The following is a 26545-nucleotide window of genomic DNA, read 5'->3' as shown; positions in this document are numbered from 1 at the left end:
CTCACTCCAGCTCAAAGCGCCCCACTGTTGCAAACCGCGTGATATCCCTGACATTCGCCGCCTGCCGAGGCACCAGTGGCTCGACCTCCAGCTCCAACTGCAAATGGCGACCTGCCAGCGCCTGGCCATTGTGCCAGGGCCGCACGCGGTCGCCTGGGCGCAATACGTTGTCCCGTGCAGCTGCATCCGCGTCGCGCCAGTCTTCGATCAAGCGCCCATCCACTCGCGCGGCACGCACGCGCACCTGCAAACGACCCACGCCGAAGCGATAGGCCTGGGCGTTCGCTGCAGGAGCCTCGAACCGCAAGCTCATCGGCTGCGATTGCCGGCACTGCGCGTTCAACCACACACGCCGCACGCCAAAACTCAGGTCACCGCCAGCGCTGCCGGGTCGCAGCGCCGAACGCGGGCCTGGTTCGAACACCACCTGAGGCGAACTCAACAGCAAGCTGCACTCAGCCTGGACTTGCGCAGCCGGGCCGTAGCAGAGCGCCACGGCGCAGAGGACGCCCTTCATCGTTGTGCCTGTCATTAGGGGCTCCTTTGGCTACAGGTCGTTTCGGCGCTTTGATACGGCGCCGCGGTTTGCGCAATGCGCCGGGTATCCAACTCGATAACGCAGCGCCGGTCGTCGGCCATGGAGACGTACAGCTTCAATTGCTCCGGTGCGTCGGCCAGGTACACCAGACCGGCGTCAACCACGTTGGTAAGGTAGGCACCCGTGGCACTGTCATACACCGCGCCGCCCTTGGGCACCCAACCCCCCGCGTCGGTGCGCACGCGCAGCAACAGGCGCCGGGCACTGGCCAGGGCAAATTCGACCCGTGGCACAGCGCCACGCCCGGCCTCGATCTCCCGGAACCCATTGAGCACGTCGGTGTTCCGTTTGAGGCTGCGAGGATCGACCTCCAACCGGCTCGCGGAAAATGCCGGCAGGCTCGCCGCCACGGCATGCCCCGAGCTATCGGTCCAGACCGGCCCCTGGGGTGTATTGACTTTGACGCCGGCGCCCTCGCCGACCTTGATCACACCAAAGGTATCGCGCACGGCGTATGGCGAAGGCGTCACGCCGTGCGCGTGCAGCGCCAGGCCGCCATTGAGCGACAGGTCATAGCTGCGTTGCCCCAGACCGCCGCGCGCATGCCCCAGCTCAACACTGGTGTAGCGCGGCAGCAGGCTCAGGCGCGCGGAAAGATCGGTGCGGCCGGTATCGCTGCGATCCGCGGCAAGGCTGTAGCTGGCGGTATCGCTGATGTGCTCGTTGTAACGCGCGCCGGTGCGCGTGCCCTGCCGCTCGTCATGGCGCGCCGAAACGCTCACGCGGCGATGCCCGAACGGCAGGGTCAGGCTTGTGTAGACACCGATCCCCCGGTCATCGCCGCCGCTGTCATGGCGAACGCTCAACGACAGGCTGGCGTCGGCAAAGGCGCGTGACCAGGCGACATTCACGCTCGTGCGATCCGCGGCGCCTGCCAGGCGGTACTGCGACACGGAAGACGTCAGGGCACCCCACGCCTGATCGGAATAGCTCAACGACGCCCCCCATTGTTGCTCCGCCCGCTCATAGGGATTGCTATCGCGGGCATCCAGCGCGACGTCATCCAGAGCCCGAAACCCCTGGCTGCGTCGCGTCCAGGTCAAGCCGGCGGAAACACCGGCGCCGAGCGATGTGTTCACGGCAGCATTAAGACTGTGCCCCGCCCCCGCCGTCGCGACATGAGAGCCCAGGTGCTGCGCGCTCACCGTGGTGTCGCGGCCCAACGCGTGCTGAACGCCAAGGCCGAGGGATTGATAGTCACCGGCGCCCATCCATCCTCCCGTCAGCAACGTCGAAGGGCTCAACAGCCAATCCTTGCTACCGACCGCAAACGACGGCTTTTCGCGCGTATCGTCGGCAAATCGGCGAACCTGCCCCGCCGCCAGGGCAAACCCGGGGGACGCCGCAATCGCCAGTGGGCGCAGGCTGTCGACGGGCACCCAGAAACGGCGGGGCTCGGCACCGTCCTCTATCACGCTGACTTCAAGGTCCAGCCGCCCGCTCAGCAGGGGCACATCGCGCAGGACGAAAGGCCCGCTGGGAACCAGCGTGGTGTGGATTAGCGCACCGCTTTGACGCACCTCGACACGGGCAGGCCCGTAGGCAATGCCTTCGACCTGCGTGCCATCGCCCAACTGCCCATCGAACCGTTGGGCGAGGCCTGCTTCGGGCAACATCTGGATCCCGGTGAAGGCCCCGCCTGCAAACAGCGGCGAGCGCAGTGTGAGCTGGCCCACCTGGACAGTGGCCTGGTAGCGCTCCAAGGTCCTTGAGGCGTGGGTGTAAAGGTTTTCGACCTGCGAGGCGTCGTTCGATCGGGTGTAACTTTGGCGGCTGCGCACCACCCAATCATTGGCGTTGAAGCCCCATTCCACCCCCACGTGACGAAACTGGCTGGAATAGGCAGGCCCTGCGCTGGCGGACACCAGCGCCGTGTAGTTCACCACCCCGGCCGTGCCGCCCGTCGTCCAGGTTTTGGACGCGCGCGCGCCGTTGCGCAGCAGTCCCGTGGGCACCAGCAACGACACCTGCTGGGTGCCAGGATCAAGCTGCACTTGTACGCCGGCAAGCGTCTCGGCCGGCAGCGCGCATTGCGTCGACGCGGCGTACGGTATGAACGCCTCATCGATACCTGCCTGCTCAAGCAGCGCGGCATCCAGGCACAGCCGGCCTTGCTCATCGAAGGTGGTCAGCACCTGTCCGGCGGACACACCGTTGACCCTCAGGGCGACCCGACTTTGCCCGGCGGTGAAGCGCGGGGCTGTTCTAAAGTACTCGGCGAGCTTCGGATCAAGGCCGCGCGCCTGCACCACCGAGAGGTCGAATTCCACCGCTGTTTCACCGAATGCATTCGCTGTGGTGCCGATAAACATCGCCACCGCCAGGCGCGAGACCGGCCAAGGGCCAAACCCACGTGGCATTACTGCGTGCTCAGCGGCGCGTCATGGCTGCTGACCGCGAACCCATAAGTGGTCGCCGGAAACAGTCGCACGTGGGTGCCCAGAAAAGCGTCACCTGCCGGCGTCAGCACCTCCCCCGGCAGAATATAAGTGCGCCGCAGGTCCAGCACTTCGCCACCCGGCAGCAGGCTGACGGATTTGGATAAACGAACCACATAGGGGCTGGGATTGCTCACCTGTACCTTGCCCTCGGTCACGCGCCAGACCAAGAGCTTCCAGGGCGCGCGCTCGATGGGCAGGTTGGCGGGCCGCAGGATCACCGGGATGTTCTGCCGCACGCCCAGGCTCACATGGGCACCCTCGGCGCTCTGGCGCGGCTTGATGCCCTCGAATACCGCGCGCTTGAGGCGCTCGGTGGTCAGTGGCGTTTCGCTGTGCAGGACAAACCTGACCTGCTGGCTCTGCCCGGCTTCGACCCTGATCACAGGCGGCGTCAGCAACAGGATCGGTGCCGGGTCCTCAGCGATGTGTTCGATGCTGCTGTAAAGCAACGCCGGCTGGTCATCGGTGTTCTTGACGATCAACGTAGCGTCCCCCGTCCCTTCGTCCACGATGACAACCGGGGTTTGCGGCACCATGCCTGCCGCCATCGTCGACAGACTGGCAAACGCCAGGCACGACAGGGCAACGGCGCTCAACGCGCGAAAACAATCATGGGATTTCATGCAGTGCTCCAGGGCACGTCAAGACGGCGTAACAGCCATGCCGCCCGACGTGTTTCGTTTGGCTGAGTCGCGTATTCAGGCCGACCGGGTCAGCGCCCCGTCATGCCTGGCGCGCGCTGCCTCAGAGGTAGAAGACGTTAAACGTGACGGACCCGGAGAGCTCGTACGAATCAGTGGTCTCCGGCAGCGCCGACGCACGGCGAATCGCTGGGAGAACCTGCATCGGGAACGAATGCAGACGCGCTGCCGCCGGCCCCGCAGCCGCACTCTCACCCCAGGAGTAGGACGTCGGCGAATTGGATACCAGGCCGCTGGTCGGCACGCGCCATACCGGGTTTTCCGGCGTACGCACCAGGAACGTCTGGGCCGTGCCGTCGGTGGTTGGCTGCCCCACCGACAGACCAAACCCGCCGATCGGCACGCCCTGGACACTGCCCAGGCCGTAATACAGGCCCACGCTCGGGTTATTTTTGAAGAGCATGCCGGGGGCCTTGGTTTCCGCGCGGTTATCCACGACGGCAATTTCCACCGGCGCCGGGGCGTCGCAGGCAATGATCAGGTTGATATCGCGCGGCGGCAGATCGGTCTGGCGCTCCTGGTTCAAACGGGAAGCTTCGACCTGGCCCAGGTTCACATGGGAGCCGCCCGCAAAGGACGGTACGCAGGAGGTGGGCACGACCGTACCGCTGACGGTCAGGTCGACACTGGCGGCATTGGCCGCAAGCGGCGCCATCGCGATGATGAGGGCGGTCAAGATACGTTGTTTTTTCATGTTGGTTTTTTCTTGATTGGATTAGTCGGACGCGCCGCACTCCGTCGGCCCAGATGCGCCGCGGGGCATCGGCGACGTCGAAATAATCCGGGCAGCGCCCCGCGCTGATCTGTAGGGAATGTCTCCAAATCAAAGGCAGGTGTGCTGCCTGGGCAACCTGCGCGTTCCAATCAACGCCCATGACATTTCGCAAAGCGTGTTGTCCAACGCCGCGCCCCCTCAGCGAGACACATCCCCTTGAGATTGCGACCTGCCCAGCTGTTCACATTGGTACTCGCCCTGGCCTTGGCTGGCTGCGCAACGGTGCATGCCCCGCGCATCCCCAGCGACGCCCTGCCCGCGACGGCGTCTTCGTTCGGCCGTTCGATCCAGGCCCAGGCCGCGCCTTACCAGGGCCGTTCGGGTTTTCGCCTGCTGCCCAACAGCAGCGAAGCGTTCATGGCCCGCGCCGAACTGATCCGCAACGCCCAGACCAGCCTCGACCTGCAGTACTACATCGTGCACGACGGCATCAGCACTCGCATGCTGGTGGACGAGCTGCTCAAGGCCGCCGACCGTGGCGTGCGCGTACGCATCCTGCTGGACGACACCACCAGCGACGGCCTCGACCAGATCATCGCCACCCTCGCCGCCCACCCCAAGATCGAGATTCGCCTGTTCAACCCGCTGCATCTGGGACGGAGCACGGGGGCCACGCGGGCCATGGGGCGCCTGTTCAACCTGTCGCTGCAACACCGACGCATGCACAACAAATTGTGGCTGGCGGACAACAGCGTGGCGATTGTCGGCGGGCGCAATCTGGGCGATGAGTATTTCGACGCCGAGCCCAATCTGAATTTCACCGACATCGACATGCTCAGCGTGGGGCCGGTGGCCGAGCAACTGGGGCACAGCTTCGATCAGTACTGGAACAGCGCCCTGAGCAAGCCCATCGACGACTTCGTTTCCAACCCGCCGTCAAAAGGCGACCTGGCCGTCGCACGCGTGCGCCTGGAGGCGTCGCTCGCCGAATCACGCCAGCAGAACCACGCGCTGTACAACCGCTTGCGCACCTACAAGACTCAGCCACGCATGGACATCTGGCGCCGCGAACTGATCTGGGCCTGGAACCAGGCGCTGTGGGACGCACCGAGCAAGGTGCTGGCCAAGGCGGACCCGGACCCGCAACTGCTGCTGACCACCCAACTGGCGCCGGAGCTGGAACGAGTCAACCGCGAACTGGTGATGATCTCAGCGTATTTTGTGCCCGGCCAGCCCGGCCTGGTGTACCTGACTGGACGCGCCGACGCCGGGGTTTCGGTGCGCCTGTTGACCAACTCCCTGGAAGCCACCGACGTGCCGGCCGTACACGGCGGCTACGCGCCCTACCGCAAAGCGTTGCTCGAACACGGCGTAAAGCTGTACGAATTGCGCCGTCAACCCGGCGACCCCAGCGCCGGCAGCGGACCGCACCTGTTCCGGCGCGGCACGTTCCGCGGTTCGGATTCGAGCCTGCACAGCAAGGCGATGATCTTTGATCGCGAAAAATCGTTTATCGGCTCGTTCAACTTCGACCCACGGTCGGTGCTGTGGAACACCGAAGTCGGCGTGCTGGTGGACAGCCCCGAACTGGCCGAGCACGTGCGTAACCTGGCGCTGCAGGGCATGGCGCCAGCACTCAGTTATGAGGCGAAACTGCAAGACGGCCAGGTGGTGTGGGTAACCGAGGATAACGGCCAACTGCACACCCTGACGCGCGAGCCAGGCAGTTGGTGGCGGCGTTTCAACGCATGGTTCGCCACCTCAGTCGGCCTGGAGCGCATGCTTTAAGAACACGGTTGTGTGGCGCCGAAAGCGCCTTGGCGCAGTAACAGCAGCACCAGCCCCACTGCCCCGGCCGCCATCAGCAACGGCAGCGCGTGTCCGCTGATCCACTGGCTGCCGGCGCCGGCCACCAGCGGCCCAATCAGACACCCGATGCCCCACAGCTGCGCGATATGGGCATTGGCCCGCACCAGCGCATCATCGCGATAGCGCTCGCCGATCAGAATCAACGACAGCGTGAACAATCCGCCGGCACTGGCGCCGAACAGCACCCACACCGGCCAGATCAACAGCGTGTGCATCAACGCAGGAATTGCCAGGCTCGACACCAGTAACAGCAGCGCACAGCCCAGAAACAATGTTCGGCGCGGCAGGTAATCGGCCAGCGCGCCGATGGGCAACTGCAGCAGCGCATCGCCAACGACAACGGCGCTGACCATCGCCAGGGCAGTTTCAGCGGTGAACCCCTGCTGCAGGCAATACACCGGCAGCAGCGTCAGGATCATTGCTTCGAACGCAGCAAACAGCGCCACCGCCCACGCAATCGCCGGCAGGCTGCGGCAAAAACGCCACAGGTCGACAAAGGTGACGCTGAACGCTTCGGCCGTGGGCGCGCCGGAGCGCCCCAGCAACAGCAGCGGCGCAACCATCAGAAGCCCCACGCCGACCCAAAAGCCGTAGTCATGCCCGGTGCCGATCACGCCCAGTAACAAAGGCCCCGACAACTGGCTCAACGCATAGCTGCAGCCGTACAACGCCACCAGCCGTCCACGCCACTGCTCGACCACCAATTGATTGATCCAGCTTTCGCCGAGGACAAACACGATGGTCAGGATCACGCCGATCATCAAGCGCAGCACCAGCCACACCGGGTAACTGGGCAGGATCGCCAGCAACCCGATGGACACCGCACCGGCCCACAGGCACAGGCGCATCAGGTTGGCGGTGCCCAGCCACGCCGCCAGGCGACTGGAGAGTTTGGCGCCGAGCAGTACACCAAATGCTGGCATCGCCGCCATTACGCCAATGGCGAAGCTGCCATAGCCCCAGCCTTCCAGGCGCAAGGACACCAGCGGCATGCTGACGCCCAGCGCCAGGCCCACGCTGAGTACCGAAGCCAGGACGGCAAAGTAAGTCGCCCAACGCATTGCCACGCTCCTGTGGATATCTACGGGTTCGTACAAAACAGTGTGGGAGCGGGCTTGCTCGCGAATGCGCTGTATCAGACGCGACAACGGCGACTGTCATACCGCATTCGCGGGCAAGCCCGCTCCCACATTTGGCCTGCAGGGGTGCTCAGAGCTTGATCCAGGTGGCCTTCAGCTCGGTGTACTTATCGAACGCATGCAGCGACTTGTCGCGACCGTTACCCGATTGCTTGAAGCCACCGAACGGCGCGGTCATGTCGCCGCCGTCGTACTGGTTGACCCACACGCTACCCGCGCGCAGCGCCTTGGCGGTCAGGTGCGCCTTGGAGATGTCCGCAGTCCACACCGCCGCGGCCAGGCCGTATTGGGTGTCGTTGGCGATCTTGATCGCTTCGTCGGCGTTGTCGAAGGTGATCACCGACAGCACTGGACCGAAGATTTCTTCCTGGGCGATTCTCATCGCATTGGTCACACCGTCGAAAATCGTCGGCTCGACGTAGGTACCGCCGGTCTCTTCCAGGGTGCGCTTGCCGCCCGCCACCAGCTTGGCGCCGTCGGCGTGGCCCGCCTCGATGTAGGACAGCACCGTGTTCATCTGCTGGGTGTCCACCAGGGCACCGACGTTGGTCGCCGGGTCCAGCGGGTTGCCGGGCTTCCAGCCTTTGAGGGCCTCGATCACCAGGGGCAGGAAGGTGTCCTTGATCGAACGCTCCACCAGCAGGCGCGAGCCGGCGGTGCACACTTCACCCTGGTTGAAGGCGATGGCACTGGCGGCCGACTCGGCGGCGGCCTGCAGATCCGGAGCGTCGGCAAACACGATGTTCGGGCTCTTGCCGCCCGCTTCCAGCCATACGCGCTTCATGTTCGATTCGCCGGAACGAATCAACAGTTGCTTGGCAATCTTGGTGGAGCCCGTGAACACCAGCGTGTCGACATCCATGTGCAACGCCAAGGCGTTACCCACAGTGTGACCGTAGCCTGGCAGAACGTTGAACACGCCTTTCGGGATACCGGCTTCAACGGCCAGGGCCGCGATGCGGATGGCGGTCAGCGGAGATTTTTCGGACGGCTTGAGGATCACCGAGTTACCGGTGGACAGCGCCGGACCGAGTTTCCAGCAGGCCATCATCAACGGGAAGTTCCACGGCACGATGGCGCCCACCACGCCGACCGGCTCACGGGTCACCAGACCCAGCTGGTCATGAGGCGTGGCCGCCACTTCGTCGTAAATCTTGTCGATGGCTTCCCCGCTCCAGCTCAAGGCGTTGGCGGCACCGGGAACGTCGATGTTCAGGGAATCGCTGATGGGCTTGCCCATGTCCAGGGTTTCGAGCAGCGCCAGCTCTTCGGCGTTGGCTTTGAGCAACGCGGCGAAACGGATCATGGTGGCTTTGCGTTTAGCCGGTGCCAGGCGCGACCACACACCCGAATTGAAGGTGGCGCGGGCGTTTTCCACGGCGCGCTGGGCATCGTCGGCGTCACAGCTGGCAACGGTGGTCAGCAGGCGGCCGTCCACCGGGCTGATGCACTCGAAGGTACTGCCGGAAACGGCGGTGGTGTATTCGCCATTGATATAGGCGCGGCCTTCGATCTTCAGATCCTTGGCGCGTTGTTCCCAGTCGGCACGGGTCAGGGTGGTCATGCGAGTGTCCTCCTCTTATTGAATACGAGGGCCAGGTGATGTCGCCCGGCAGCCTCAAAGAATTCTTGCCCGCCAGCCAACTGCTCGGCTCAAAGGCAGCTGCCACCCTAAACCAGCGGCCAGGGATGTTTCAATATATTTGACATAACGGCGGCAAACGCCCTTGCGATGTTCATTTTAATAAACATAGACTTTGGGCTCTCCAACCGCAGGCCAGACGGGACACGCATATGAGCATCCAGGACATCGTCGACTTCAGCCAGGCCAACACCGCCCCAGACCGCTACCGCCCTGCCGCAGAAAAAATCCTCAAGGGCGATCCCGAGCAGACCGTCTACAACCATTACAACAGCCCCTGCGGCCAGATGAATGCGGGCGTCTGGGAAGGTGAAGTGGGGCAATGGGCGGTTAATTACACCGAACATGAGTACTGCGAAATCGTGCAGGGTGTGTCGGTGCTGCGCGATGGCAAAGGCAACGCCAAGACCTTGCGCGCCGGTGACCGTTTCGTGATCCCCGCCGGATTCAGCGGAACCTGGGAAGTGCTCGAACCTTGCCGCAAGATCTATGTGGTATTCGAACAGAAAGCCTGATCAATAAATCGGACGCAAAAAAAAGCCCGTATCGTGAGATACGGGCTTTTTTTCACAAGGAAGCAAATCAATTACTTGATTTTGCCTTCTTTGTAGATCACGTGCTTGCGAACGCGCGGGTCGAACATTTTCTTTTCGAGCTTGTCCGGGGTAGTACGCTTGTTCTTGTCGGTAGTGTAGAAGTGACCAGTACCGGCGCTAGAGATCATTCGAATCAATTCACGCATGATATAGCTCCTTAAACCTTGCCAGCGCGGCGGATGTCGGCCAGCACGGCAGTGATGCCACGCTTGTCGATGATACGCATGCCTTTGGCGGATACGCGCAGACGCACGAAACGTTTCTCTTCTTCAACCCAGAAGCGGTGATGCTGCAGGTTCGGCAGGAAACGACGACGGGTTTTGTTATTTGCGTGGGAAATGTTATTCCCAGTCACCGGACCCTTACCGGTAACTTGACAGACTCTCGACATGCCTCAGCCCTCTAAAACCACATGCCCAACCCGGCATGGGTTGGCCGCTTAATCTCTCAGTCATTTGGCGCCAGGCGCCGCGTTTCTTTAGGGTCTTACCGGCTACACCTACAAGCGAAGGAACCGGGCCCCTAGAAAAGAGCGCTGCTTTATACCAGAAAGACCCAGGCGCAACAACAGCCCGTGTGTTTTTCCCAGCTTAATTCAACGCCACTGGCGCCCGAACCGCTGCCAGGAGGGGCCGCCCTTACCGCTGACCGCTCGTCGCACAGAATCAGTTTATGCCCTCATGCACGGTGCCGAGCGCACGGCGAAACGAACCGAGGCGCCATCAAAACAGCATTTGCCGCAAAAGCACAGGCAAAAATGGGCTAGTCATTTATCAATCAGACCTCTACGGTAGGACTTTTCCAGACTGCACTCGCAGATGGGCCTACGATCTGCAAAGGAAACCGAATATGCGCCTCGCAGCCCTGCCGCTCTTGCTTGCCCCTCTCTTTATTGCGCCGCTGGCCTCTGCCGCCAGTAATCTGAGCGTCTGCACCGAGGCCAGCCCCGAAGGGTTCGATGTGGTGCAGTACAACTCGCTGACCACCACCAACGCCTCGGCCGACGTGCTGATGAACCGTCTGGTCGACTACGACGCCGCCAGCGGCAAGCTCGTGCCAAGCCTGGCCGACAGCTGGGAAGTCTCGCCCGACGGCCTGACCTATACCTTCAAGCTGCATCCCGATGTGAAATTCCACCGCACCGAGTATTTCACACCGAGCCGGACGCTGACGGCCGAAGACGTACGCTTCAGCTTCGAGCGCATGCTCGACCCGGCCAACCCTTGGCATAAGATCGCCCAGAGCGGTTTCCCCCATGCCCAATCGCTTCAATTGCCCGCTCTGGTCAAGAAGATCGATGCTCTGGACCCACTCACCGTGCGCTTCACCTTGGACCACGCCGACTCCACGTTCCTTGCGGCCTTGAGCATGGGCTTCGCCTCGATCTACCCGGCGGAGTACGCCGACAAATTGCTCAAGGCCGGCACGCCGGAAAAGCTCAATAGCCACCCTGTCGGCACCGGCCCGTTCGTTTTCGTGCGGTTTCAGAAAGACGCCGTGGTGCGCTACAAAGCCAACCCGGACTATTTCGCCGGCAAACCGGCTGTGGATAACTTGATCTTCGCGATCACTCCGGACGCCAATGTGCGACTGCAGAAGTTGCACCGCGACGAATGCCAGATCGCCCTGTCGCCCAAGCCTCTGGATGTGGCGCAAGCCGAAAAGGATGCCGCCCTCAAAATCGAGAAAACCGCCGCGTTCATGACCGCCTTTGTGGCCATCAACAGCCAGCATCCACCGCTGGACAAACCCGAAGTGCGCCAGGCCATCAACCTGGCATTCGACAAGGGCAGTTACCTCAAAGCCGTGTTCGAAGGCACCGCCGAAGCCGCCAACGGGCCTTACCCGCCGAACACCTGGAGTTTTGCCAAGGAGTTGCCGGGCTATCCACAGGACCTCGCCAAAGCCAAGACGTTGCTGGACCGCGCCGGCCTCAAGGATGGCTTCAAAACCACAATCTGGACGCGCCCTACCGGCAGCCTGCTGAACCCCAACCCCAACCTGGGCGCGCAATTGCTGCAGGCCGACCTGGCCAAGGTCGGCATCCAGGCCGAGATCCGCGTCATCGAATGGGGCGAGTTGATCCGCCGCGCCAAGGCCGGCGAGCACGACCTGCTGTTCATGGGCTGGGCCGGCGACAACGGCGATCCGGACAATTTCCTGACCCCGCAGTTTTCCTGTGCAGCGGTGAAGTCCGGCACCAACTTCGCACGCTATTGCGACCCGACCCTGGACAAGCTGATCAATGCTGGCAAGACCACCAGCGAACAAGGCGTGCGCAGCAAGCTGTATCAACAGGCCCAGGCCCAGATCCAGCAACAGGCGCTCTGGTTGCCGCTGGCGCACCCCACCGCCTTCGCCCTGACGCGCAAAGGCGTCGAGGGGTATCAGGTCAGCCCGTTCGGGCGCCAGGACTTCTCCAAGGTCAGCGTCAAGCCTTGAGCCTGTGCCCCGCCCTTACCGGGCGGGGTCACATCCATCCATACTCGGCCATCGACAGCGGGTCGCCATCCCCGACGATGATGTGGTCCAGCACCCGCACATCCACGACTTCCAGAGCCTTTTGCAGCAGCTTGGTCAATTTTCGATCAGCCGCGCTGGGTTCAAGGCTGCCGGAAGGATGGTTGTGACACAGGATCAGCGCCGCCGCGTTATAGGCCAAGGCGCGCTTGACCACTTGCCGTGGATAAACCACCGCCGCATCGATGGTGCCTTCGGACAGCGCCTCGAAACCCAGCACCCGATGCCGCGAGTCGAGGAACAGGCAACCGAATATCTCGTGGGGCTCATGCCGTAACAGCGCCTTGAGGTAGTCGCGCACCGCTACCGGACTTTCCAGCACCGAGTCATGGCGCAGCCGTTCGGCCATGTGCCGCCGGGACATTTCCAGCACGGCCTGCAGTTGCGCATACTTCGCCGGCCCCAGCCCCAATTGCTGGTTGAACAGCGCCTGGCTGGCCTCGAGCAACGGGCGCAGGCCGCCGAACTGCGCCAACAAATGGCGCGCAAGGTCCACAGCGCTGCGCCCCGCCACCCCCGTGCGCAGAAAAATCGCCAGCAGTTCGGCGTCCGACAGACTCGCTGCGCCCCATTCCAAAAGTTTCTCCCGTGGTCGCTCTGCCGCCGGCCAATCGCGAATACTCATCCCACCTCCCTGTGCATGTGCGCCGCTGTTGCGTGGCGGTCGCTGTGTTATCGTAGGCCCTCTTTTTTGCCTGCGATTTCACCTGGGGAGGGGGCATCGCAGGCGTCACTGAACTGGCTTCACTGAACTGGAAAGGCAAACCAATGCAGCGTCTGTATCGGAAACGCATCGTTCTCGGCGTCGGCGGCGGCATTGCCGCTTACAAGAGCGCAGAGTTGGTTCGCAGGCTTCTCGACCAAGGCGCCGAAGTGCGCGTGGTCATGACCCGCGGCGGCAGTGAGTTCATCACCCCGCTGACCATGCAGGCCCTGTCCGGCCACCCGGTTCACCTGGACCTGCTCGACCCCGCCGCCGAAGCCGCCATGGGCCATATCGAGCTGGCCAAATGGGCCGACCTGGTGTTGATCGCCCCGGCCACCGCCGACCTGATCGCGCGCCTGGCCCAAGGTATCGCCGACGATCTGCTCACCACTCTGGTACTGGCCACCGACGCCACCGTTGCCATCGCTCCGGCCATGAACCAGGCAATGTGGCGCGACCCGGCAACCCAGTCCAACACTCAACTCCTGCAAAGCCGTGGCCTGAAGGTGTTCGGCCCGGCCTCCGGCAGCCAGGCCTGCGGTGACGTGGGCATGGGCCGCATGCTCGAAGCCACCGACTTGGCCCTGTGTGCCGCCGAGTGTTTCCAACACCTGGCCCTTACCGGTAAGCACGTGCTGATTACCGCAGGCCCGACCCAGGAAAACATCGACCCGGTGCGCTACATCACCAACCATAGCTCAGGGAAAATGGGGTTTGCCCTGGCCGAAGCAGCGGTTGAGGCAGGCGCGCGTGTCACGCTCATCACTGGCCCGGTGCATTTGCCGACGCCGGATCGCGTGACGCGCATTGATGTGGTCAGCGCCCGCGACATGCTGGCGGCCTGCGAAGCGGCCATTCCATGTGACCTGTTCATCGCCTCGGCAGCGGTTGCGGACTACCGTCCAGAAGTCGTCGCCCCGCAAAAACTCAAGAAAGACCCTACCAGCGGCGATGGCCTGCTCCTGCAAATGGTGCGCAACCCGGACATTCTGGCCACCATCGCCACACGCCCGGACCGCCCGTTCAGTGTCGGCTTTGCCGCCGAGACCGAAAACCTGCTGGACTATGCCGCGCGCAAGCTGAAAGACAAAAACCTCGACTTGATCGTTGCCAATGATGTCGCCAACCCGAGCATCGGCTTCAACAGCGAGGAAAACGCTTGCAGCGTGATCGACCGCGAGCTGCACGCCACCCTTTTCGCCCAGACCAGCAAGGGCAAGATTGCCCGCCAACTGATCTCTTTTATCGCCCAACGGCTGAACCAGGTTTAATTTCCATGCACGCTTTGCAAGCCAAGATCCTCGACCCCCGCCTCGGTACCGACTTCCCATTGCCGGCCTACGCCACACCAGGCTCCGCCGGCCTGGACCTGCGCGCCATGCTCAAGCAAGACACCGTGCTTGAACCGGGCCAGACCCTGCTGATCCCCACCGGCCTGTCGATCTACGTGGGCGATCCGGGCCTGGCGGCACTGATCCTGCCGCGTTCCGGCCTGGGCCATAAGCACGGCATCGTGCTGGGCAACCTGGTGGGCCTGATCGATTCGGACTATCAGGGCGAGCTGATGGTGTCGTGCTGGAACCGTGGGCAAACCGCCTTCAACATCGCCGTCGGCGAGCGCATTGCCCAATTGGTGCTGGTGCCGGTGGTGCAGGCGCACTTCGAACTGGTAGAGGAATTCGACGAAACCCAACGCGGTGCGGGCGGTTTTGGGCATTCCGGCAGCCACTGACTAAGCTGAATCGGGCCGGACACTGACGTCCGGCTTAACGCCCCTGGCAAGGTCATTCAGGACGAAGAATGCGTGAAGTTAAATGGCAATATTTTTCCATTAAAATCAAAGCATTATGCGGATACGGCGACGATGGGCGAGCGGCGATGGCATTTTTGCACCACGAACTCTCTGCCGAAAACGCCGTCATACCCTTCAGCTTGAGCCTGCCGGCCACCCCCAATTAGGCCAGCCTTGCCCCCCCTTCAGATGGAGTTTCCCCCCGCGATGAGTACCGCAGCCCGTGTAGCCCCGACGTTCCCAGACAGCATTTTTCGCGCCTACGATATTCGCGGCGTCGTACCCAAAACCCTGACCGCCGAAACCGCTTACTGGATTGGCCGCGCCATCGGTGCCCAAAGTCTGGCCCAAGGCGAGCCCAATGTCTGCGTCGGCCGCGATGGGCGCTTGTCCGGTCCGGAGCTGGTGGAGCAACTCATCCAGGGCTTGGCCGACAGCGGCTGCCATGTCAGCGATGTGGGCCTGGTGCCGACACCGGCGCTGTACTACGCGGCAAACGTCCTGGCCGGCAAGTCTGGCGTAATGCTCACTGGCAGCCACAACCCGTCGGACTACAACGGCTTCAAGATTGTCATTGCCGGCGACACCCTGGCCAATGAACAGATCCAGGCCCTGCACACACGCCTTAAAACCAATGACCTGACCAGCGGTCAGGGCAGCATCACCAAGGTCGACATCCTGCAGCGCTACTCCGATGAAATCACCGGCGACGTCAAACTGGAGCGCCGCCTGAAAGTGGTGGTGGACTGCGGCAACGGCGCGGCCGGTGTAATCGCCCCGCAATTGCTCGAAGCCCTGAACTGCCAGGTCGTCCCGCTGTTCTGCGACGTGGACGGCAACTTCCCCAATCACCACCCGGACCCGGGCAAACCTGAGAACCTGGTGGACCTGATCGCCAAGGTCAAGGAAACCGGCGCTGACGTCGGCCTGGCCTTCGACGGCGATGGCGATCGTGTGGGCGTGGTGACCAACACCGGCGTAAACGTGTTCGCCGACCGCCTGCTGATGCTGTTCGCCCGCGACGTGGTCAAGCGCAACCCCAACGCCGAGATCATTTTTGACGTGAAGTGCACCCGCCGCCTCACGCCGCTGATCAAGGAATATGGCGGTCGCCCGCTCATGTGGAAGACCGGTCACTCGTTGATCAAAAAGAAAATGAAGGAAACCGGCGCCCTGCTCGCCGGCGAAATGAGCGGCCACGTGTTCTTCAAGGAACGCTGGTTCGGCTTTGACGACGGCATTTACAGCGCCGCGCGCCTGCTGGAGATCCTCAGCAAGGAAAAATCCACCGCCGAAGAGCTGTTTCAGACCTTCCCGAACGATATTTCCACGCCAGAGATCAATATCCATGTGACCGAGGAGAGCAAATTCAGCATCATTGACGCTCTGCACGATGCGCAATGGGGTGAAGGCGCCAACCTGACGTCCATTGATGGTGTGCGAGTCGATTACGCCAAAGGCTGGGGCCTGGTTCGCGCCTCCAACACCACACCGGTGCTGGTGCTGCGTTTCGAGGCGGATACCGAGGCTGAGTTGCAGCGCATCAAGGACGTGTTCCACGCCCAGTTGAAACGTGTTGCCCCTGATCTCCAATTACCGTTCTGATTTTTACCGGAGCCCTGAATGACCCTCGAACGCGAAGCCGCTGCCAACACCGCCAAGGTCCTGTCCGAAGCGTTGCCTTACATTCGACGCTACGTCGGCAAGACGCTGGTGATCAAGTATGGCGGCAATGCCATGGAAAGCGACGAGCTCAAAACCGGCTTCGCCCGCGACATCGTGCTGATGAAGGCGGTGGGCATCAACCCGGTGGTCGTGCATGGCGGCGGCCCGCAAATCGGCGACCTGCTCAAGCGGTTGTCGATCGAGAGTCACTTTATCGATGGCATGCGCGTCACTGACGCGCAGACCATGGACGTCGTGGAGATGGTCCTCGGCGGCCAGGTAAACAAAGACATCGTTAACCTGATCAACCGTCACGGCGGCAGCGCCATCGGCCTGACCGGCAAGGACGCGGAGCTGATCCGCGCGAAAAAACTGACGGTGACCCGCCAGACGCCGGAAATGACTCAGCCGGAAATCATCGACATCGGTCAGGTGGGCGAAGTGATCGGCATCAATACCGATCTGCTGAACCTGCTGGTCAAAGGCGACTTCATCCCGGTGATCGCGCCAATCGGCGTAGGTGCCAACGGTGAGTCCTACAACATCAACGCCGACCTGGTGGCCGGCAAGGTGGCCGAGGCCCTGAAGGCTGAAAAGCTGATGCTGCTGACCAACATCGCCGGCCTGATGGACAAGCAAGGCAAGGTGTTGACCGGCCTGACCACCCAGCAAGTGGACGACTTGATCGCCGACGGCACCATCTACGGCGGCATGCTGCCCAAGATCCGTTGTGCACTGGAGGCCGTGCAGGGCGGGGTTGGCAGCTCGCTGATCCTGGATGGCCGGGTGCCGAATGCGATCCTGCTGGAAATTTTCACCGATACCGGTGTGGGCACGCTGATCAGTAATCGCAAGCGTCCTTAAACCGCTGACAACAAAAAGCCCCGCTCAACCTGATTGAGCGGGGCTTTTTAATGGTTCGGCGATTACTGAACGCCGAACTGCTCGCGGTATGCACGAACAGCAGGCAAGTGCTGCTTAAGCTGCGGATCATCTTCCAGGAACTGCAACACCTGGTTCAGCGACACGATGCTTACCACTGGAATGTCGAAATCGCGCTCCACTTCCTGGATCGCCGACAATTCACCGTTGCCGCGCTCCTGGCGGTTCAGTGCGATCAGCACACCGGCGGCCTTGGCGCCTTCCTGGGACGCGATGATCTGCATCACTTCACGGATCGCCGTGCCGGCAGTGATCACGTCGTCGATGATCAGCACATCACCGGTCAGTGGCGCGCCTACCAGGCTGCCGCCCTCGCCATGGGCCTTGGCTTCCTTACGGTTGAAGCACCACGGCAAATCGCGCCCATGATGCTCGGCCAGAGCCACGGCCGTAGCGGCAGCCAAAGGGATGCCTTTGTAGGCAGGGCCAAACAGCACGTCGAAGGCAATACCGCTTTCAACGATGGCCGCCGCGTAGAAACGACCCAGCTGCGCCAGGGCGGAACCGGAGTTGAACAAGCCGGCATTGAAGAAGTACGGGCTGGTGCGCCCGGACTTGAGGGTGAACTCACCGAAGCGCAAAACCCCGCGATCGATGGCAAAACGAATGAAATCGCGTTGATACGCCTGCATGAAAAAAGCCTCAGATACCACGGATTTAGCTAATTAGGTAGACGGCGTGTATCATACACGCACGCGATTTTTGGGGCCATTTATGCGGATCATCAGTGTGAACGTTAATGGTATTCAGGCTGCAGTCGAGCGTGGTTTGCTCAGTTGGCTGCAAGCCCAGAATGCCGACGTCATCTGCCTGCAGGATACCCGCGCCTCCGCCTTTGAACTGGACGACCCAGCCTTCCAATTGGATGGCTACTTCCTTTATGCCTGCGATGCCGAAGTGCCCACTCAAGGTGGCGTGGCTTTGTACTCGCGGTTGCAACCCAAGGCGGTCATCAGCGGCCTCGGCTTCGAGACAGCCGACCGCTACGGGCGCTACCTGCAAGCCGATTTCGACAAGGTCAGCATCGCGACCTTGCTGCTACCATCAGGGCAGAACGGCGATGAAGACTTGAACCAGAAATTCAAGCTAATGGACGATTTCGCCCGTTACCTGGATAAGCAGCGGCGCAAACGTCGCGAGTACATTTATTGTGGCTCGCTGTACGTGGCGCAACAGAAGCTGGATATCAAGAATTGGCGCGACAGCCAGCAATCTCCAGGCTTCCTGGCGCCGGAGCGGGCCTGGATGGACGAGATTGTCGGCAACATGGGTTATGTCGATGCCCTGCGCGAAGTCAGCCGTGAAGGCGACCAGTACAGCTGGTGGCCGGACAACGAACAGGCCGAAATGCTCAACCTGGGCTGGCGTTTCGACTACCAGCTGCTGACCCCAGGTCTGCGCCGGTTCGTTCGCAGCGCGCGCTTGCCGCGCCAGCCGCGTTTCTCGCAGCATGCGCCGTTGATCGTGGACTACGACTGGACACTGACCATCTAAGGTCTTTTTCCAGGCACAAAAAAACCGACATCACTGTCGGTTTTTTTGTGGGCGGTCATTATTTAACCAGACGCCAGGTCAGCGGATAGCGATAAGCGATGCCGTTGTTGGCCTTGATGCCGCCGATGATGGTCAGCACCACCGTGGCAATCGCCAGGGCCATCATCAGGAAAAACCCAATCACGGCGAACGCGAGCACGATGCAGACCAACCAGGCGATAGCCACGGTGATCTGAAAGTTCAAGGCTTCCTTCCCCTGATCGTCGATGAACGGGTCCACTTCCTTCTTCATCTGCCACAGGATCAGCGGCCCCACGACACTGCCGAAAGGGAACACAAACCCGAGGAACGCCGCGAGGTGGCACAACATTGCACTCTGCCGAACCTCGTAGGAAGGCGTAGGTACCGGCATTTGGCTGTCATTCATGGCGCTTCTCCTTGAGGCGGTTTCAGTCGGCCAGGGCGGCGTTCTGCAGTTCGAAAATTTCGCTCATGCCTTTCTGGGCCAAGGCCAGCATGGCGTTCAGGTCGGCCGGCTGGAATGGCGCGCCTTCAGCGGTGCCCTGCACTTCGATGAAACCACCGGTGCTGGTCATCACCACGTTGAGGTCGGTTTCGGCGGCAGAGTCTTCCAGGTAATCCAGGTCCAGCACAGGCTCGCCCTGGTACATACCGACCGACACCGCGGCAATCATCTGTTTGAGTGGATCGCCGGCCTTGAGGCCGCCACGCTTCTTGATCACTTTCAGGGCGTCGACCAGGGCCACCATGGCGCCGGTAATGGACGCGGTGCGAGTACCGCCGTCGGCCTGTATTACGTCGCAATCGACATACAGGGTCACGTCGCCCAGCTTGGACATATCCAGGGCGGCGCGCAGGGAGCGACCGATCAGGCGCTGGATTTCCAAGGTACGACCGCCCTGCTTGCCTCGGCTGGCCTCCCGCTGGTTACGCTCGCCGGTCGCGCGCGGCAACATGCCGTATTCGGCGGTCAACCAGCCCTGGCCCTGACCCTTGAGGAAACGCGGCACGCCATTTTCGACACTGACGGTGCAGATGACCTTGGTATCGCCAAACTCGACCAGTACGGATCCCTCGGCGTGTTTGGTGTAGTTGCGGGTGATGCGGATCGAGCGGAGCTGATCGGCAACGCGACCACTTGGACGTTTCATAGGGGATACCTGTACTGAGGACGAAAACTGCCGGGCATTATAGAGCCGCGAACCGCTTCGGGGCACTTCTAAAAATTCAGTTACGAATGCTCGGCCCGTCGCCCTTTGTTTGGGCGCATTCGTCCCACTGCGCTACAATCCTGCGCCTTCGCAGCCTGCCTGCTTCATTTACCCATCAGCCCGTGATCGCGGGACTGCAACGCGAGGTACCCGCATGGTGCACAGCATGACCGCCTTCGCCCGCGTCGAAAAAGCCGGCGTCCAGGGCACCCTGAGCTGGGAATTGCGCTCGGTCAACAGCCGCTACCTGGAGCCGCACCTGCGCCTGCCGGAGTCGTTCCGCGACCTCGAAGGCGCCGTGCGCGAAGCGCTGCGCCAGGGCATTTCCCGCGGCAAGCTGGAATGCACCCTGCGCTTTACCGAAGAAACTGCCGGCAAACCGCTGCAGGTCGACCGCGACCGCGCGGCACAACTGGTCGCCGCCGCCGAAACCATTGCCGGCCTGATCCAGCGGCCGGCCCCGCTCAACCCTCTGGAAGTGCTGGCCTGGCCCGGTGTATTGGTGGCCGACGCTGCCGACCCGCAGGCCCTCAATGCCGAGGCCCTCGCCCTGTTCAACCTGGGCTTGAAGGAGCTCAAGGCCGGTCGTGAGCGTGAAGGTGCCGAGCTGGCGCGCCTGATCAACGAGCGCCTGACCTCGATCGAGGAGGATGTGCTGATCCTACGCGACCTGGTGCCACAGATGCTCGCCACACAGCGCCAGAAGGTGCTCGACCGTTTCGCCGACATGAAGGCTGACCTCGATCCGATGCGCCTTGAGCAGGAAATGGTGCTGCTGGCACAGAAGAGCGACGTTGCCGAAGAGCTCGACCGTTTGAGTACCCACATCCTGGAAGTGCGCCGCGTACTCAAGTCCGGCGGTGCCGCTGGTCGGCGCCTGGACTTCCTGATGCAGGAACTCAACCGCGAAGCCAATACACTGGGCTCCAAAGCCTTCGATCCGCGCAGCACACAGGCGGCGGTCAACCTCAAAGTGTTGATCGAGCAGATGCGCGAACAAGTACAGAATATTGAGTAAGGCAACCTCCATGACCCATAGCACCGGCACCCTTTACATCATTTCCGCCCCTTCGGGCGCGGGCAAGAGCAGTCTGGTCAAGGCCCTGACCGACACCAACGATCAAATCCGCATCTCGGTTTCCCACACCACTCGTGCCATGCGCCCGGGTGAAGTGAATGGCGTGCACTATCACTTCGTCGAGCGCACCGAGTTCGTGAAGATGATCGAACACGGTGACTTCCTGGAGCGTGCCGAAGTGTTCGGCAACCTCTATGGCACCTCGCAAAGCCACCTGCAGCAGACCCTGGACGAAGGCCACGACCTGATTCTGGAAATCGACTGGCAGGGCGCCGAGCAGGTGCGCAAATTGATGCCCAACGCGCGCTCGATCTTTATCCTGCCGCCCTCGCTGGAAGCCTTGCACCAGCGCCTGACCAATCGCGGCCAGGACAGCGACGAGATCATCGACGGCCGTATGCGTGAGGCGGTCAGCGAAATGAGCCACTACGTCGACTACGATTACCTGATTATCAACGACGATTTTTCCCACGCGCTGGATGACTTGAAGGCGATTTTCCGTGCCAATCAGCTCCAGCAGAAGCGGCAACAGCAGCGTTTTGGCAAATTACTGGCCGAATTGCTCGGCTGATTGACGCTTCCCAAAACCCCTGCAAGGGCTTTACATTGGCGCTTGCAGCGGTTTGGCGAAGTTCCGCGAAAAATCAGCGCTTCCCTAAACGCTGGTGATTTTTTAAACTGCTCAGTCCGCTCGCCCAACCGGGCAGCGCGCATCTTGCATTCGCTCCGAGGAATACCATGGCCCGCGTAACCGTTGAAGACTGCCTAGAACACGTGGATAACCGCTTTGAGCTGGTCATGCTCTCTACCAAGCGTGCCCGTCAACTGGCCACTGGCGGCAAAGAGCCCCTGGTCCAGTGGGAAAACGACAAGCCGACCGTTGTCGCCCTGCGTGAAATCGCCGAGGGCCTGATGAGCTACGAGTTCATCGCCAACGCCGAAATCGTTGAAGACGAACCGCTGTTCGCAGCGTTCGAGGACGAGTCCAACGAGGCCGTCTAAGCCTATGCCTGGTCGACGTAGCACGGCGCGGGGTCACAGCCATCGGCAGGAGTTCACACTTTGCCGAGCATAGACGCCCTCGCCGATCGCTTATCGGCCTACCTCGGCCCAGACCAGGTCAATCTGGTCCGCCGAGCGTATTTCTACGCCGAACAAGCCCACGACGGCCAACGCCGCCGCAGTGGCGAGGCGTATGTCACCCATCCTCTTGCGGTGGCCAATATTCTTGCGGACATGCACATGGACCATCAGAGCCTGATGGCCGCGATGCTGCATGACGTGATCGAAGACACCGGTATCGCCAAGGAAGCGCTCAGTTCCCAGTTCGGCGAAACCGTGGCCGAACTGGTCGACGGGGTCAGCAAACTGACCCAGATGAACTTCGAGACCAAGGCCGAAGCCCAGGCGGAAAACTTCCAGAAGATGGCCATGGCCATGGCCCGCGATATCCGCGTGATCCTGGTCAAGCTGGCCGACCGGCTGCACAACATGCGCACGCTGGAAGTGCTGTCCGGCGAAAAACGCCGGCGCATCGCCAAGGAAACCCTGGAAATCTACGCCCCCATCGCTAACCGGCTGGGCATGCACGCCATTCGCATCGAGTTCGAAGACCTCGGCTTCAAGGCGATGCACCCGATGCGTTCGGCGCGCATCTACCAGGCGGTCAAGCGCGCCCGAGGCAACCGCAAGGAAATCGTCAACAAGATCGAAGAGTCATTGAGCCATTGCCTGGCGATTGACGAGATCGAAGGCGAGGTCAGTGGCCGACAGAAACACATCTACGGCATCTATAAGAAGATGCGCGGCAAACGTCGGGCCTTTAACGAAATCATGGACGTGTATGCGTTCCGGATCATCGTCGACAAGGTGGATACCTGCTACCGCGTACTCGGCGCTGTACATAATTTGTACAAGCCCCTGCCCGGCCGCTTCAAGGACTACATCGCCATTCCCAAAGCCAACGGCTATCAGTCGCTGCATACCACGCTGTTCGGGATGCATGGCGTGCCGATCGAGATCCAGATCCGCACTCGGGAAATGGAAGAGATGGCCAACAACGGCATCGCCGCCCATTGGCTGTACAAATCCAGTGGCGACGAACAGCCCAAGGGCACCCACGCCCGTGCTCGCCAGTGGGTCAAAGGCGTGCTGGAAATGCAGCAACGCGCGGGCAACTCCCTCGAATTTATCGAAAGCGTGAAAATCGACCTGTTCCCGGACGAGGTCTACGTGTTCACGCCCAAAGGCCGGATCATGGAGCTGCCCAAGGGCTCCACAGCGGTCGATTTCGCCTACGCGGTGCACACCGATGTGGGCAATAGCTGCATAGCCTGTCGGATCAACCGGCGCCTGGCCCCGCTGTCGGAGCCGCTGCAAAGCGGCTCCACCGTAGAGATCGTCAGCGCACCGGGCGCCCGCCCGAATCCGGCATGGCTCAATTTCGTGGTCACCGGCAAAGCCCGCACACACATTCGCCATGCTCTCAAACTGCAGCGCCGTTCCGAGTCCATCAGCCTGGGCGAACGCCTGCTGAACAAGGTGCTCAACGGCTTCGACAGCGCCCTGGACAAAATTCCCCAGGAGCGCGTGCAGGCGATGCTTCACGAATATCGCCAGGAAACCATCGAAGACCTGCTCGAAGACATCGGCCTGGGCAACCGCATGGCCTATGTGGTCGCCCGCCGCCTGCTGGGCGAAGGCGAACAACTGCCAAGCCCGGAAGGCCCACTGGCGATTCGCGGCACCGAGGGCCTGGTGCTCAGCTACGCCAAATGCTGCACACCGATCCCGGGCGATCCGATCGTCGGCCACTTGTCCGCCGGCAAAGGCATGGTGGTGCACCTGGACAACTGCCGCAACATCTCCGAAATCCGCCACAACCCGGAAAAATGCATCCAGCTCTCGTGGGCCAAGGATGTCACCGGCGAGTTCAATGTCGAGCTGCGCGTAGAGCTGGAACACCAGCGCGGCCTGATCGCTCTGCTGGCCAGCAGCGTCAATGCGGCCGACGGCAACATCGAGAAGATCAGCATGGACGAACGCGATGGTCGCATCAGCGTGGTCCAACTGGTGGTCAGCGTGCACGATCGCGTGCACCTGGCCCGCGTGATCAAGAAGCTGCGCGCCTTGACGGGAGTCATCCGCATCACCCGCATGCGTGCCTAGTGCGTCATACCCCGCCACTGCCTATTACAAGGAGTCATTCATGACCAAGACTGTTATCACCAGCGACAAAGCCCCGGCCGCCATCGGTACTTACTCCCAGGCAATCAAGGCAGGCAACACCGTCTACATGTCCGGCCAGATCCCACTGGACCCAAAGACCATGGAACTGGTGGAAGGCTTCGAAGCCCAGACCGTGCAAGTCTTCGAAAACCTCAAGTCCGTGGCCGAGGCCGCCGGCGGTTCGTTCAAGGACATCGTCAAGCTGAACATCTTTCTCACCGACCTGAGCCACTTCGCCAAGGTCAACGAGATCATGGGCAAGTACTTCGAACAGCCTTACCCAGCCCGCGCCGCCATCGGCGTGGCAGCTCTGCCAAAGGGCGCGCAGGTTGAGATGGACGCGATTCTGGTCATCGAGTAAAACACCCGGCGCAGCCCCCACAGGCTGCGCCGACTTCGTTTTAAAAGGATTTCATCATGCGCAAAGCGCTTGTAGCCTCTTCATTGCTCGCCCTGTTGCTCGGCGGCTGCGCCAGCAACCCCGCCGATCAGGATGTAAGCGGTACCTGGATCAACCAGGCCGCCATCGATGCGGCAGCCAAGGGCGGCCCTTTGCGTGAAGCGCTGCAAAGCTTCGGCCCGAATCTGGAATGGGAGGTCAATACCAAGGCCTCCCAAGCGCGCTACTACAACGGTTTTGAAGTGGCGGAAGGCAAACTGCTTGCGGAACAATCCGGCGCCTGGAGCGTAGGCTTCTACGGCAGCTCCGCCACCGAACTCAAGCGCAAAGGCAAGCAACTGCTGCAGGTGGCCAACGATAACGAGCCCGAGCAATTGTTCGCTCGCGCCAAGGACCCCGCCCCGGAAGGCGCGCCACTGGGCGCCAACTTCGAACGGGCGTTGTACGCCGCCTACCTGGGCGGCGACTGGAAGATCACCGACGGCTTCGGCAACGGCGCCATCGTGCAGTTCCAGGCCGATGGCAAGGTTGTCGGCCTGCCCAGGGTCGATCGGTATTCACTGTGCCTGGCCGGCGATTGCGCTTCCATGAGCGGCGGCTATGACAGCATCTGGCTGCAACTCAATGGTCAGGGCAACCCCTGGATTTTCATGCGCAAAGACAAGCAGTTGGAGATTTTCCAGGCGGTCAATACGGCGCAGGCGGACGAAGTACCTTCGTTTACGCCGGGCCCTCGCCAATGGCTGCTGGAAAAACAATAACCGCCCTGAATGAAAGTGAATGTGGGAGAGGGCAAACCCCTTCCCACCATTTTCAGACCGTGTTTCAGCCCTTGAGGATCGCCGCGTAGCCTTCCCGATACGTCGGGTATGTCGGCGTCCATCCCAAGGCCTTGATGCGCGCATTACTGCATTGCTTGCTCCCCGCACGCCGCACGCTCGCCTCGTCGGACCACTGCGTCACGCCCAGGTAATCGCGCAACCAGGCCACCACCTCGGCCAGCGGCGCCGGCGCGTCGTCCACACCGATGTAGACCTTATCCAGCGAACCGCCCTGCTCCACATGGCGCAGCAGGAATGCGAGCAAGCCCGCCGCATCATCCGCGTGGATCCGGTTGCCATATAAGGGCGGATCGACCGCCACCCGGTAACCCTTGCGCACCTGGGTCAGCAACCATTCGCGGCCAGGGCCATAAATACCGGTCAACCGCACGATGCTGGCCGCAATGCCGCTGTTCAAGGCGACCTGCTCGGCTTCGAGCATGATCTGGCCGGAGTAGCCTTTGGCCTGAGTTTCAGACGTTTCGTCGACCCACTCGCCGTTCTGCTGCCCATACACACTGCTGCTGGACACAAACAGCAGATGTTTGGGTTGCTGGCCATAATCGCCGAGCCACTCCAGCACATGCTGCAACCCTTGCACGTACGCCGCGCGATAGCCGGCTTCATCGTGATCGGTCGCGGCAGCGCAATACACCAGGTAATCCACTGCGCCGATCGGCCAGGTGTCCGGGCAGTCCTTTTTGAACAGGTCGCCGGCAATGCCGATCACTCCGTCGGGCAAGCGCGAAATGTCACGCCGCAGACCATGCACCTCCCATTCCGAGGCGAGCAATTGGCTGGCTAACCGACTCCCCACATCGCCACATCCGACAATCACAACAGAAGGCGCGGACATCATAAAACTCCGTATCGAAAGGTCTAGGTTAGCGCTGCCGGTTGACCGACGGCCAGAAAAACGGCAAATAAAGTTACTGTATTACTTCTGTTAACAAGAATTACTTGCAA

At 61.7% G+C, this 26545-nt stretch carries 27 protein-coding genes and 1 pseudogene; 15 read left to right on the top strand and 13 right to left on the bottom strand.

Annotation, left to right across the window (positions count from 1 at the left end; all coding sequences use genetic code 11):
- Nucleotide 1: 1 nt before the first annotated feature.
- From G7025_RS02155 to G7025_RS02140, 4 genes are all read right to left on the bottom strand, one after another.
- Nucleotides 2-532, bottom strand: a complete 531-nt coding sequence (locus tag G7025_RS02155; protein ID WP_181076286.1) for a hypothetical protein — start codon at nt 530-532, stop codon at nt 2-4.
- On the bottom strand, nt 532-2958 hold the full coding sequence (locus G7025_RS02150) for a fimbria/pilus outer membrane usher protein (RefSeq protein WP_258197631.1): 2427 nt from the start codon (nt 2956-2958) through the stop codon (nt 532-534). Before G7025_RS02150 ends, G7025_RS02155 begins: the two co-directional genes overlap by 1 nt.
- Nucleotides 2958-3662 carry a fimbria/pilus chaperone family protein gene (locus G7025_RS02145; protein ID WP_181076284.1) on the bottom strand — a complete coding sequence of 235 codons (705 nt, stop codon included), beginning with the start codon at nt 3660-3662 and terminating at the stop codon, nt 2958-2960. The genes G7025_RS02150 and G7025_RS02145 overlap by 1 nt, the downstream gene beginning before the upstream one ends.
- 121 nt (nt 3663-3783) lie before the next feature.
- Nucleotides 3784-4434 carry a DUF1120 domain-containing protein gene (locus G7025_RS02140; protein ID WP_181076283.1) on the bottom strand — a complete coding sequence of 217 codons (651 nt, stop codon included), beginning with the start codon at nt 4432-4434 and terminating at the stop codon, nt 3784-3786.
- A gap of 243 nt (nt 4435-4677) precedes the next feature.
- On the opposite strand from G7025_RS02140, the gene G7025_RS02135 reads away from it, so the two are divergent.
- Nucleotides 4678-6243, top strand: a complete 1566-nt coding sequence (locus tag G7025_RS02135) for a phospholipase D family protein (RefSeq protein ID WP_181076576.1) — start codon at nt 4678-4680, stop codon at nt 6241-6243.
- Here the strand turns inward: G7025_RS02135 and G7025_RS02130 are convergent.
- Together G7025_RS02130 and G7025_RS02125 are read right to left on the bottom strand one after the other, a co-directional pair.
- The gene (locus G7025_RS02130) at nt 6240-7385 is read right to left on the bottom strand and encodes an MFS transporter (RefSeq protein ID WP_181076281.1); all 1146 of its coding nucleotides are present in this window, start codon (nt 7383-7385) and stop codon (nt 6240-6242) included. The two genes, G7025_RS02135 and G7025_RS02130, sit on opposite strands and share 4 nt — an antisense overlap.
- Before the next feature lie 148 nt (nt 7386-7533).
- The gene (locus tag G7025_RS02125; protein WP_181076280.1) at nt 7534-9027 is read right to left on the bottom strand and encodes an aldehyde dehydrogenase; all 1494 of its coding nucleotides are present in this window, start codon (nt 9025-9027) and stop codon (nt 7534-7536) included.
- 230 nt (nt 9028-9257) lie between these two features.
- On the opposite strand from G7025_RS02125, the gene G7025_RS02120 reads away from it, so the two are divergent.
- A complete protein-coding gene (locus G7025_RS02120; RefSeq protein WP_181076278.1) occupies nt 9258-9620 on the top strand; it encodes a cupin domain-containing protein in 363 nt (120 codons plus the stop codon).
- A 71-nt stretch (nt 9621-9691) separates the two neighbouring features.
- On the opposite strand, the gene rpmG is transcribed toward G7025_RS02120, so the two are convergent.
- Together rpmG and rpmB are read right to left on the bottom strand one after the other, a co-directional pair.
- Nucleotides 9692-9847, bottom strand: coding sequence for a 50S ribosomal protein L33 (rpmG, locus tag G7025_RS02115; RefSeq protein ID WP_003176906.1), 156 nt, complete (start codon nt 9845-9847; stop codon nt 9692-9694).
- 11 nt (nt 9848-9858) lie between these two features.
- Complete coding sequence (rpmB, locus tag G7025_RS02110) at nt 9859-10092, bottom strand: 50S ribosomal protein L28 (RefSeq protein WP_181076277.1); 234 nt, start codon at nt 10090-10092, stop codon at nt 9859-9861.
- Nucleotides 10093-10550: 458 nt separating this feature from the next.
- On the opposite strand from rpmB, the gene G7025_RS02105 reads away from it, so the two are divergent.
- On the top strand, nt 10551-12143 hold the full coding sequence (locus G7025_RS02105) for an ABC transporter substrate-binding protein (protein ID WP_181076275.1): 1593 nt from the start codon (nt 10551-10553) through the stop codon (nt 12141-12143).
- 28 nt (nt 12144-12171) lie between these two features.
- On the opposite strand, the gene radC is transcribed toward G7025_RS02105, so the two are convergent.
- Nucleotides 12172-12846: a RadC family protein gene (radC, locus tag G7025_RS02100; RefSeq protein ID WP_181076273.1), complete on the bottom strand. Its 675-nt coding sequence runs from the start codon at nt 12844-12846 to the stop codon at nt 12172-12174.
- A gap of 143 nt (nt 12847-12989) precedes the next feature.
- Here radC and coaBC point away from each other — a divergent pair, with 143 nt between their 5' ends.
- From coaBC to argB, 5 genes and pseudogenes are all read left to right on the top strand, one after another.
- The gene (gene coaBC, locus G7025_RS02095; protein ID WP_181076272.1) at nt 12990-14198 is read left to right on the top strand and encodes a bifunctional phosphopantothenoylcysteine decarboxylase/phosphopantothenate--cysteine ligase CoaBC; all 1209 of its coding nucleotides are present in this window, start codon (nt 12990-12992) and stop codon (nt 14196-14198) included.
- A 5-nt stretch (nt 14199-14203) separates the two neighbouring features.
- Nucleotides 14204-14659, top strand: a complete 456-nt coding sequence (gene dut, locus G7025_RS02090) for a dUTP diphosphatase (RefSeq protein WP_181076270.1) — start codon at nt 14204-14206, stop codon at nt 14657-14659.
- A gap of 68 nt (nt 14660-14727) precedes the next feature.
- Nucleotides 14728-14886 (top strand): hypothetical protein, encoded by a 159-nt coding sequence (locus G7025_RS02085; protein ID WP_181076590.1) that lies wholly within the window; start codon nt 14728-14730, stop codon nt 14884-14886.
- 16 nt (nt 14887-14902) lie between these two features.
- Nucleotides 14903-16324 (top strand): annotated as a pseudogene (locus G7025_RS02080) (phosphomannomutase/phosphoglucomutase); the annotation flags it as partial.
- Between the two features lie 18 nt (nt 16325-16342).
- Nucleotides 16343-17248: an acetylglutamate kinase gene (argB, locus tag G7025_RS02075; protein ID WP_003176913.1), complete on the top strand. Its 906-nt coding sequence runs from the start codon at nt 16343-16345 to the stop codon at nt 17246-17248.
- A gap of 62 nt (nt 17249-17310) precedes the next feature.
- Here the strand turns inward: argB and pyrE are convergent, their stop codons facing one another.
- A complete protein-coding gene (gene pyrE, locus G7025_RS02070; RefSeq protein ID WP_181076267.1) occupies nt 17311-17958 on the bottom strand; it encodes an orotate phosphoribosyltransferase in 648 nt (215 codons plus the stop codon).
- 82 nt (nt 17959-18040) lie between these two features.
- Here pyrE and G7025_RS02065 point away from each other — a divergent pair, with 82 nt between their 5' ends.
- Complete coding sequence (locus G7025_RS02065; protein ID WP_003195493.1) at nt 18041-18820, top strand: exodeoxyribonuclease III; 780 nt, start codon at nt 18041-18043, stop codon at nt 18818-18820.
- Nucleotides 18821-18878: 58 nt separating this feature from the next.
- Here G7025_RS02065 and G7025_RS02060 read toward each other — a convergent pair whose 3' ends face one another.
- Complete coding sequence (locus G7025_RS02060; protein ID WP_181076266.1) at nt 18879-19247, bottom strand: DUF4870 domain-containing protein; 369 nt, start codon at nt 19245-19247, stop codon at nt 18879-18881.
- A 22-nt stretch (nt 19248-19269) separates the two neighbouring features.
- Nucleotides 19270-19992: a ribonuclease PH gene (gene rph, locus G7025_RS02055; RefSeq protein WP_034101482.1), complete on the bottom strand. Its 723-nt coding sequence runs from the start codon at nt 19990-19992 to the stop codon at nt 19270-19272.
- 214 nt (nt 19993-20206) lie between these two features.
- Here rph and G7025_RS02050 point away from each other — a divergent pair, with 214 nt between their 5' ends.
- The 6 genes from G7025_RS02050 to G7025_RS02025 all read left to right on the top strand — a co-directional run bounded on the left by G7025_RS02050 (nt 20207) and on the right by G7025_RS02025 (nt 25519).
- The gene (locus G7025_RS02050; RefSeq protein WP_181076264.1) at nt 20207-21070 is read left to right on the top strand and encodes a YicC/YloC family endoribonuclease; all 864 of its coding nucleotides are present in this window, start codon (nt 20207-20209) and stop codon (nt 21068-21070) included.
- 10 nt (nt 21071-21080) lie between these two features.
- A complete protein-coding gene (gene gmk / locus G7025_RS02045) occupies nt 21081-21701 on the top strand; it encodes a guanylate kinase (RefSeq protein WP_181076262.1) in 621 nt (206 codons plus the stop codon).
- Nucleotides 21702-21868: 167 nt separating this feature from the next.
- A complete protein-coding gene (gene rpoZ / locus G7025_RS02040) occupies nt 21869-22132 on the top strand; it encodes a DNA-directed RNA polymerase subunit omega (protein WP_003176920.1) in 264 nt (87 codons plus the stop codon).
- 60 nt (nt 22133-22192) lie between these two features.
- Nucleotides 22193-24298 (top strand): bifunctional GTP diphosphokinase/guanosine-3',5'-bis pyrophosphate 3'-pyrophosphohydrolase, encoded by a 2106-nt coding sequence (gene spoT / locus G7025_RS02035; protein WP_181076261.1) that lies wholly within the window; start codon nt 22193-22195, stop codon nt 24296-24298.
- Between the two features lie 40 nt (nt 24299-24338).
- Nucleotides 24339-24719 carry a RidA family protein gene (locus G7025_RS02030; RefSeq protein ID WP_003176922.1) on the top strand — a complete coding sequence of 127 codons (381 nt, stop codon included), beginning with the start codon at nt 24339-24341 and terminating at the stop codon, nt 24717-24719.
- 56 nt (nt 24720-24775) lie between these two features.
- Nucleotides 24776-25519, top strand: a complete 744-nt coding sequence (locus G7025_RS02025; RefSeq protein ID WP_181076259.1) for a hypothetical protein — start codon at nt 24776-24778, stop codon at nt 25517-25519.
- 64 nt (nt 25520-25583) lie between these two features.
- Here G7025_RS02025 and G7025_RS02020 read toward each other — a convergent pair whose 3' ends face one another.
- Entirely contained in the window at nt 25584-26435 is an 852-nt protein-coding gene (locus tag G7025_RS02020; RefSeq protein ID WP_181076257.1) for an SDR family oxidoreductase, read from the bottom strand.
- Nucleotides 26436-26545 lie beyond the last annotated feature (110 nt).

The sequence above is a fragment of the Pseudomonas lurida genome, from assembly GCF_013522705.1.
Classification (GTDB): domain Bacteria; phylum Pseudomonadota; class Gammaproteobacteria; order Pseudomonadales; family Pseudomonadaceae; genus Aquipseudomonas; species Aquipseudomonas quebecensis.
This window is presented reverse-complemented; position numbering and strand designations above follow the sequence as displayed.

Coding starts and splice junctions, on each gene's coding strand:
- G7025_RS02155 (WP_181076286.1), bottom strand. CDS start 532: ATGACAGGCACAACGATGAAGGGCGTCCTCTGCGCCGTGGCGCTCTGC.
- G7025_RS02150 (WP_258197631.1), bottom strand. CDS start 2,958: ATGCCACGTGGGTTTGGCCCTTGGCCGGTCTCGCGCCTGGCGGTGGCG.
- G7025_RS02145 (WP_181076284.1), bottom strand. CDS start 3,662: ATGAAATCCCATGATTGTTTTCGCGCGTTGAGCGCCGTTGCCCTGTCG.
- G7025_RS02140 (WP_181076283.1), bottom strand. CDS start 4,434: ATGAAAAAACAACGTATCTTGACCGCCCTCATCATCGCGATGGCGCCG.
- G7025_RS02130 (WP_181076281.1), bottom strand. CDS start 7,385: ATGCGTTGGGCGACTTACTTTGCCGTCCTGGCTTCGGTACTCAGCGTG.
- G7025_RS02125 (WP_181076280.1), bottom strand. CDS start 9,027: ATGACCACCCTGACCCGTGCCGACTGGGAACAACGCGCCAAGGATCTG.
- G7025_RS02120 (WP_181076278.1), top strand. CDS start 9,258: ATGAGCATCCAGGACATCGTCGACTTCAGCCAGGCCAACACCGCCCCA.
- rpmG (WP_003176906.1), bottom strand. CDS start 9,847: ATGCGTGAATTGATTCGAATGATCTCTAGCGCCGGTACTGGTCACTTC.
- rpmB (WP_181076277.1), bottom strand. CDS start 10,092: ATGTCGAGAGTCTGTCAAGTTACCGGTAAGGGTCCGGTGACTGGGAAT.
- G7025_RS02105 (WP_181076275.1), top strand. CDS start 10,551: ATGCGCCTCGCAGCCCTGCCGCTCTTGCTTGCCCCTCTCTTTATTGCG.
- radC (WP_181076273.1), bottom strand. CDS start 12,846: ATGAGTATTCGCGATTGGCCGGCGGCAGAGCGACCACGGGAGAAACTT.
- coaBC (WP_181076272.1), top strand. CDS start 12,990: ATGCAGCGTCTGTATCGGAAACGCATCGTTCTCGGCGTCGGCGGCGGC.
- dut (WP_181076270.1), top strand. CDS start 14,204: ATGCACGCTTTGCAAGCCAAGATCCTCGACCCCCGCCTCGGTACCGAC.
- G7025_RS02085 (WP_181076590.1), top strand. CDS start 14,728: ATGCGTGAAGTTAAATGGCAATATTTTTCCATTAAAATCAAAGCATTA.
- argB (WP_003176913.1), top strand. CDS start 16,343: ATGACCCTCGAACGCGAAGCCGCTGCCAACACCGCCAAGGTCCTGTCC.
- pyrE (WP_181076267.1), bottom strand. CDS start 17,958: ATGCAGGCGTATCAACGCGATTTCATTCGTTTTGCCATCGATCGCGGG.
- G7025_RS02065 (WP_003195493.1), top strand. CDS start 18,041: ATGCGGATCATCAGTGTGAACGTTAATGGTATTCAGGCTGCAGTCGAG.
- G7025_RS02060 (WP_181076266.1), bottom strand. CDS start 19,247: ATGAATGACAGCCAAATGCCGGTACCTACGCCTTCCTACGAGGTTCGG.
- rph (WP_034101482.1), bottom strand. CDS start 19,992: ATGAAACGTCCAAGTGGTCGCGTTGCCGATCAGCTCCGCTCGATCCGC.
- G7025_RS02050 (WP_181076264.1), top strand. CDS start 20,207: ATGGTGCACAGCATGACCGCCTTCGCCCGCGTCGAAAAAGCCGGCGTC.
- gmk (WP_181076262.1), top strand. CDS start 21,081: ATGACCCATAGCACCGGCACCCTTTACATCATTTCCGCCCCTTCGGGC.
- rpoZ (WP_003176920.1), top strand. CDS start 21,869: ATGGCCCGCGTAACCGTTGAAGACTGCCTAGAACACGTGGATAACCGC.
- G7025_RS02030 (WP_003176922.1), top strand. CDS start 24,339: ATGACCAAGACTGTTATCACCAGCGACAAAGCCCCGGCCGCCATCGGT.
- G7025_RS02025 (WP_181076259.1), top strand. CDS start 24,776: ATGCGCAAAGCGCTTGTAGCCTCTTCATTGCTCGCCCTGTTGCTCGGC.
- G7025_RS02020 (WP_181076257.1), bottom strand. CDS start 26,435: ATGTCCGCGCCTTCTGTTGTGATTGTCGGATGTGGCGATGTGGGGAGT.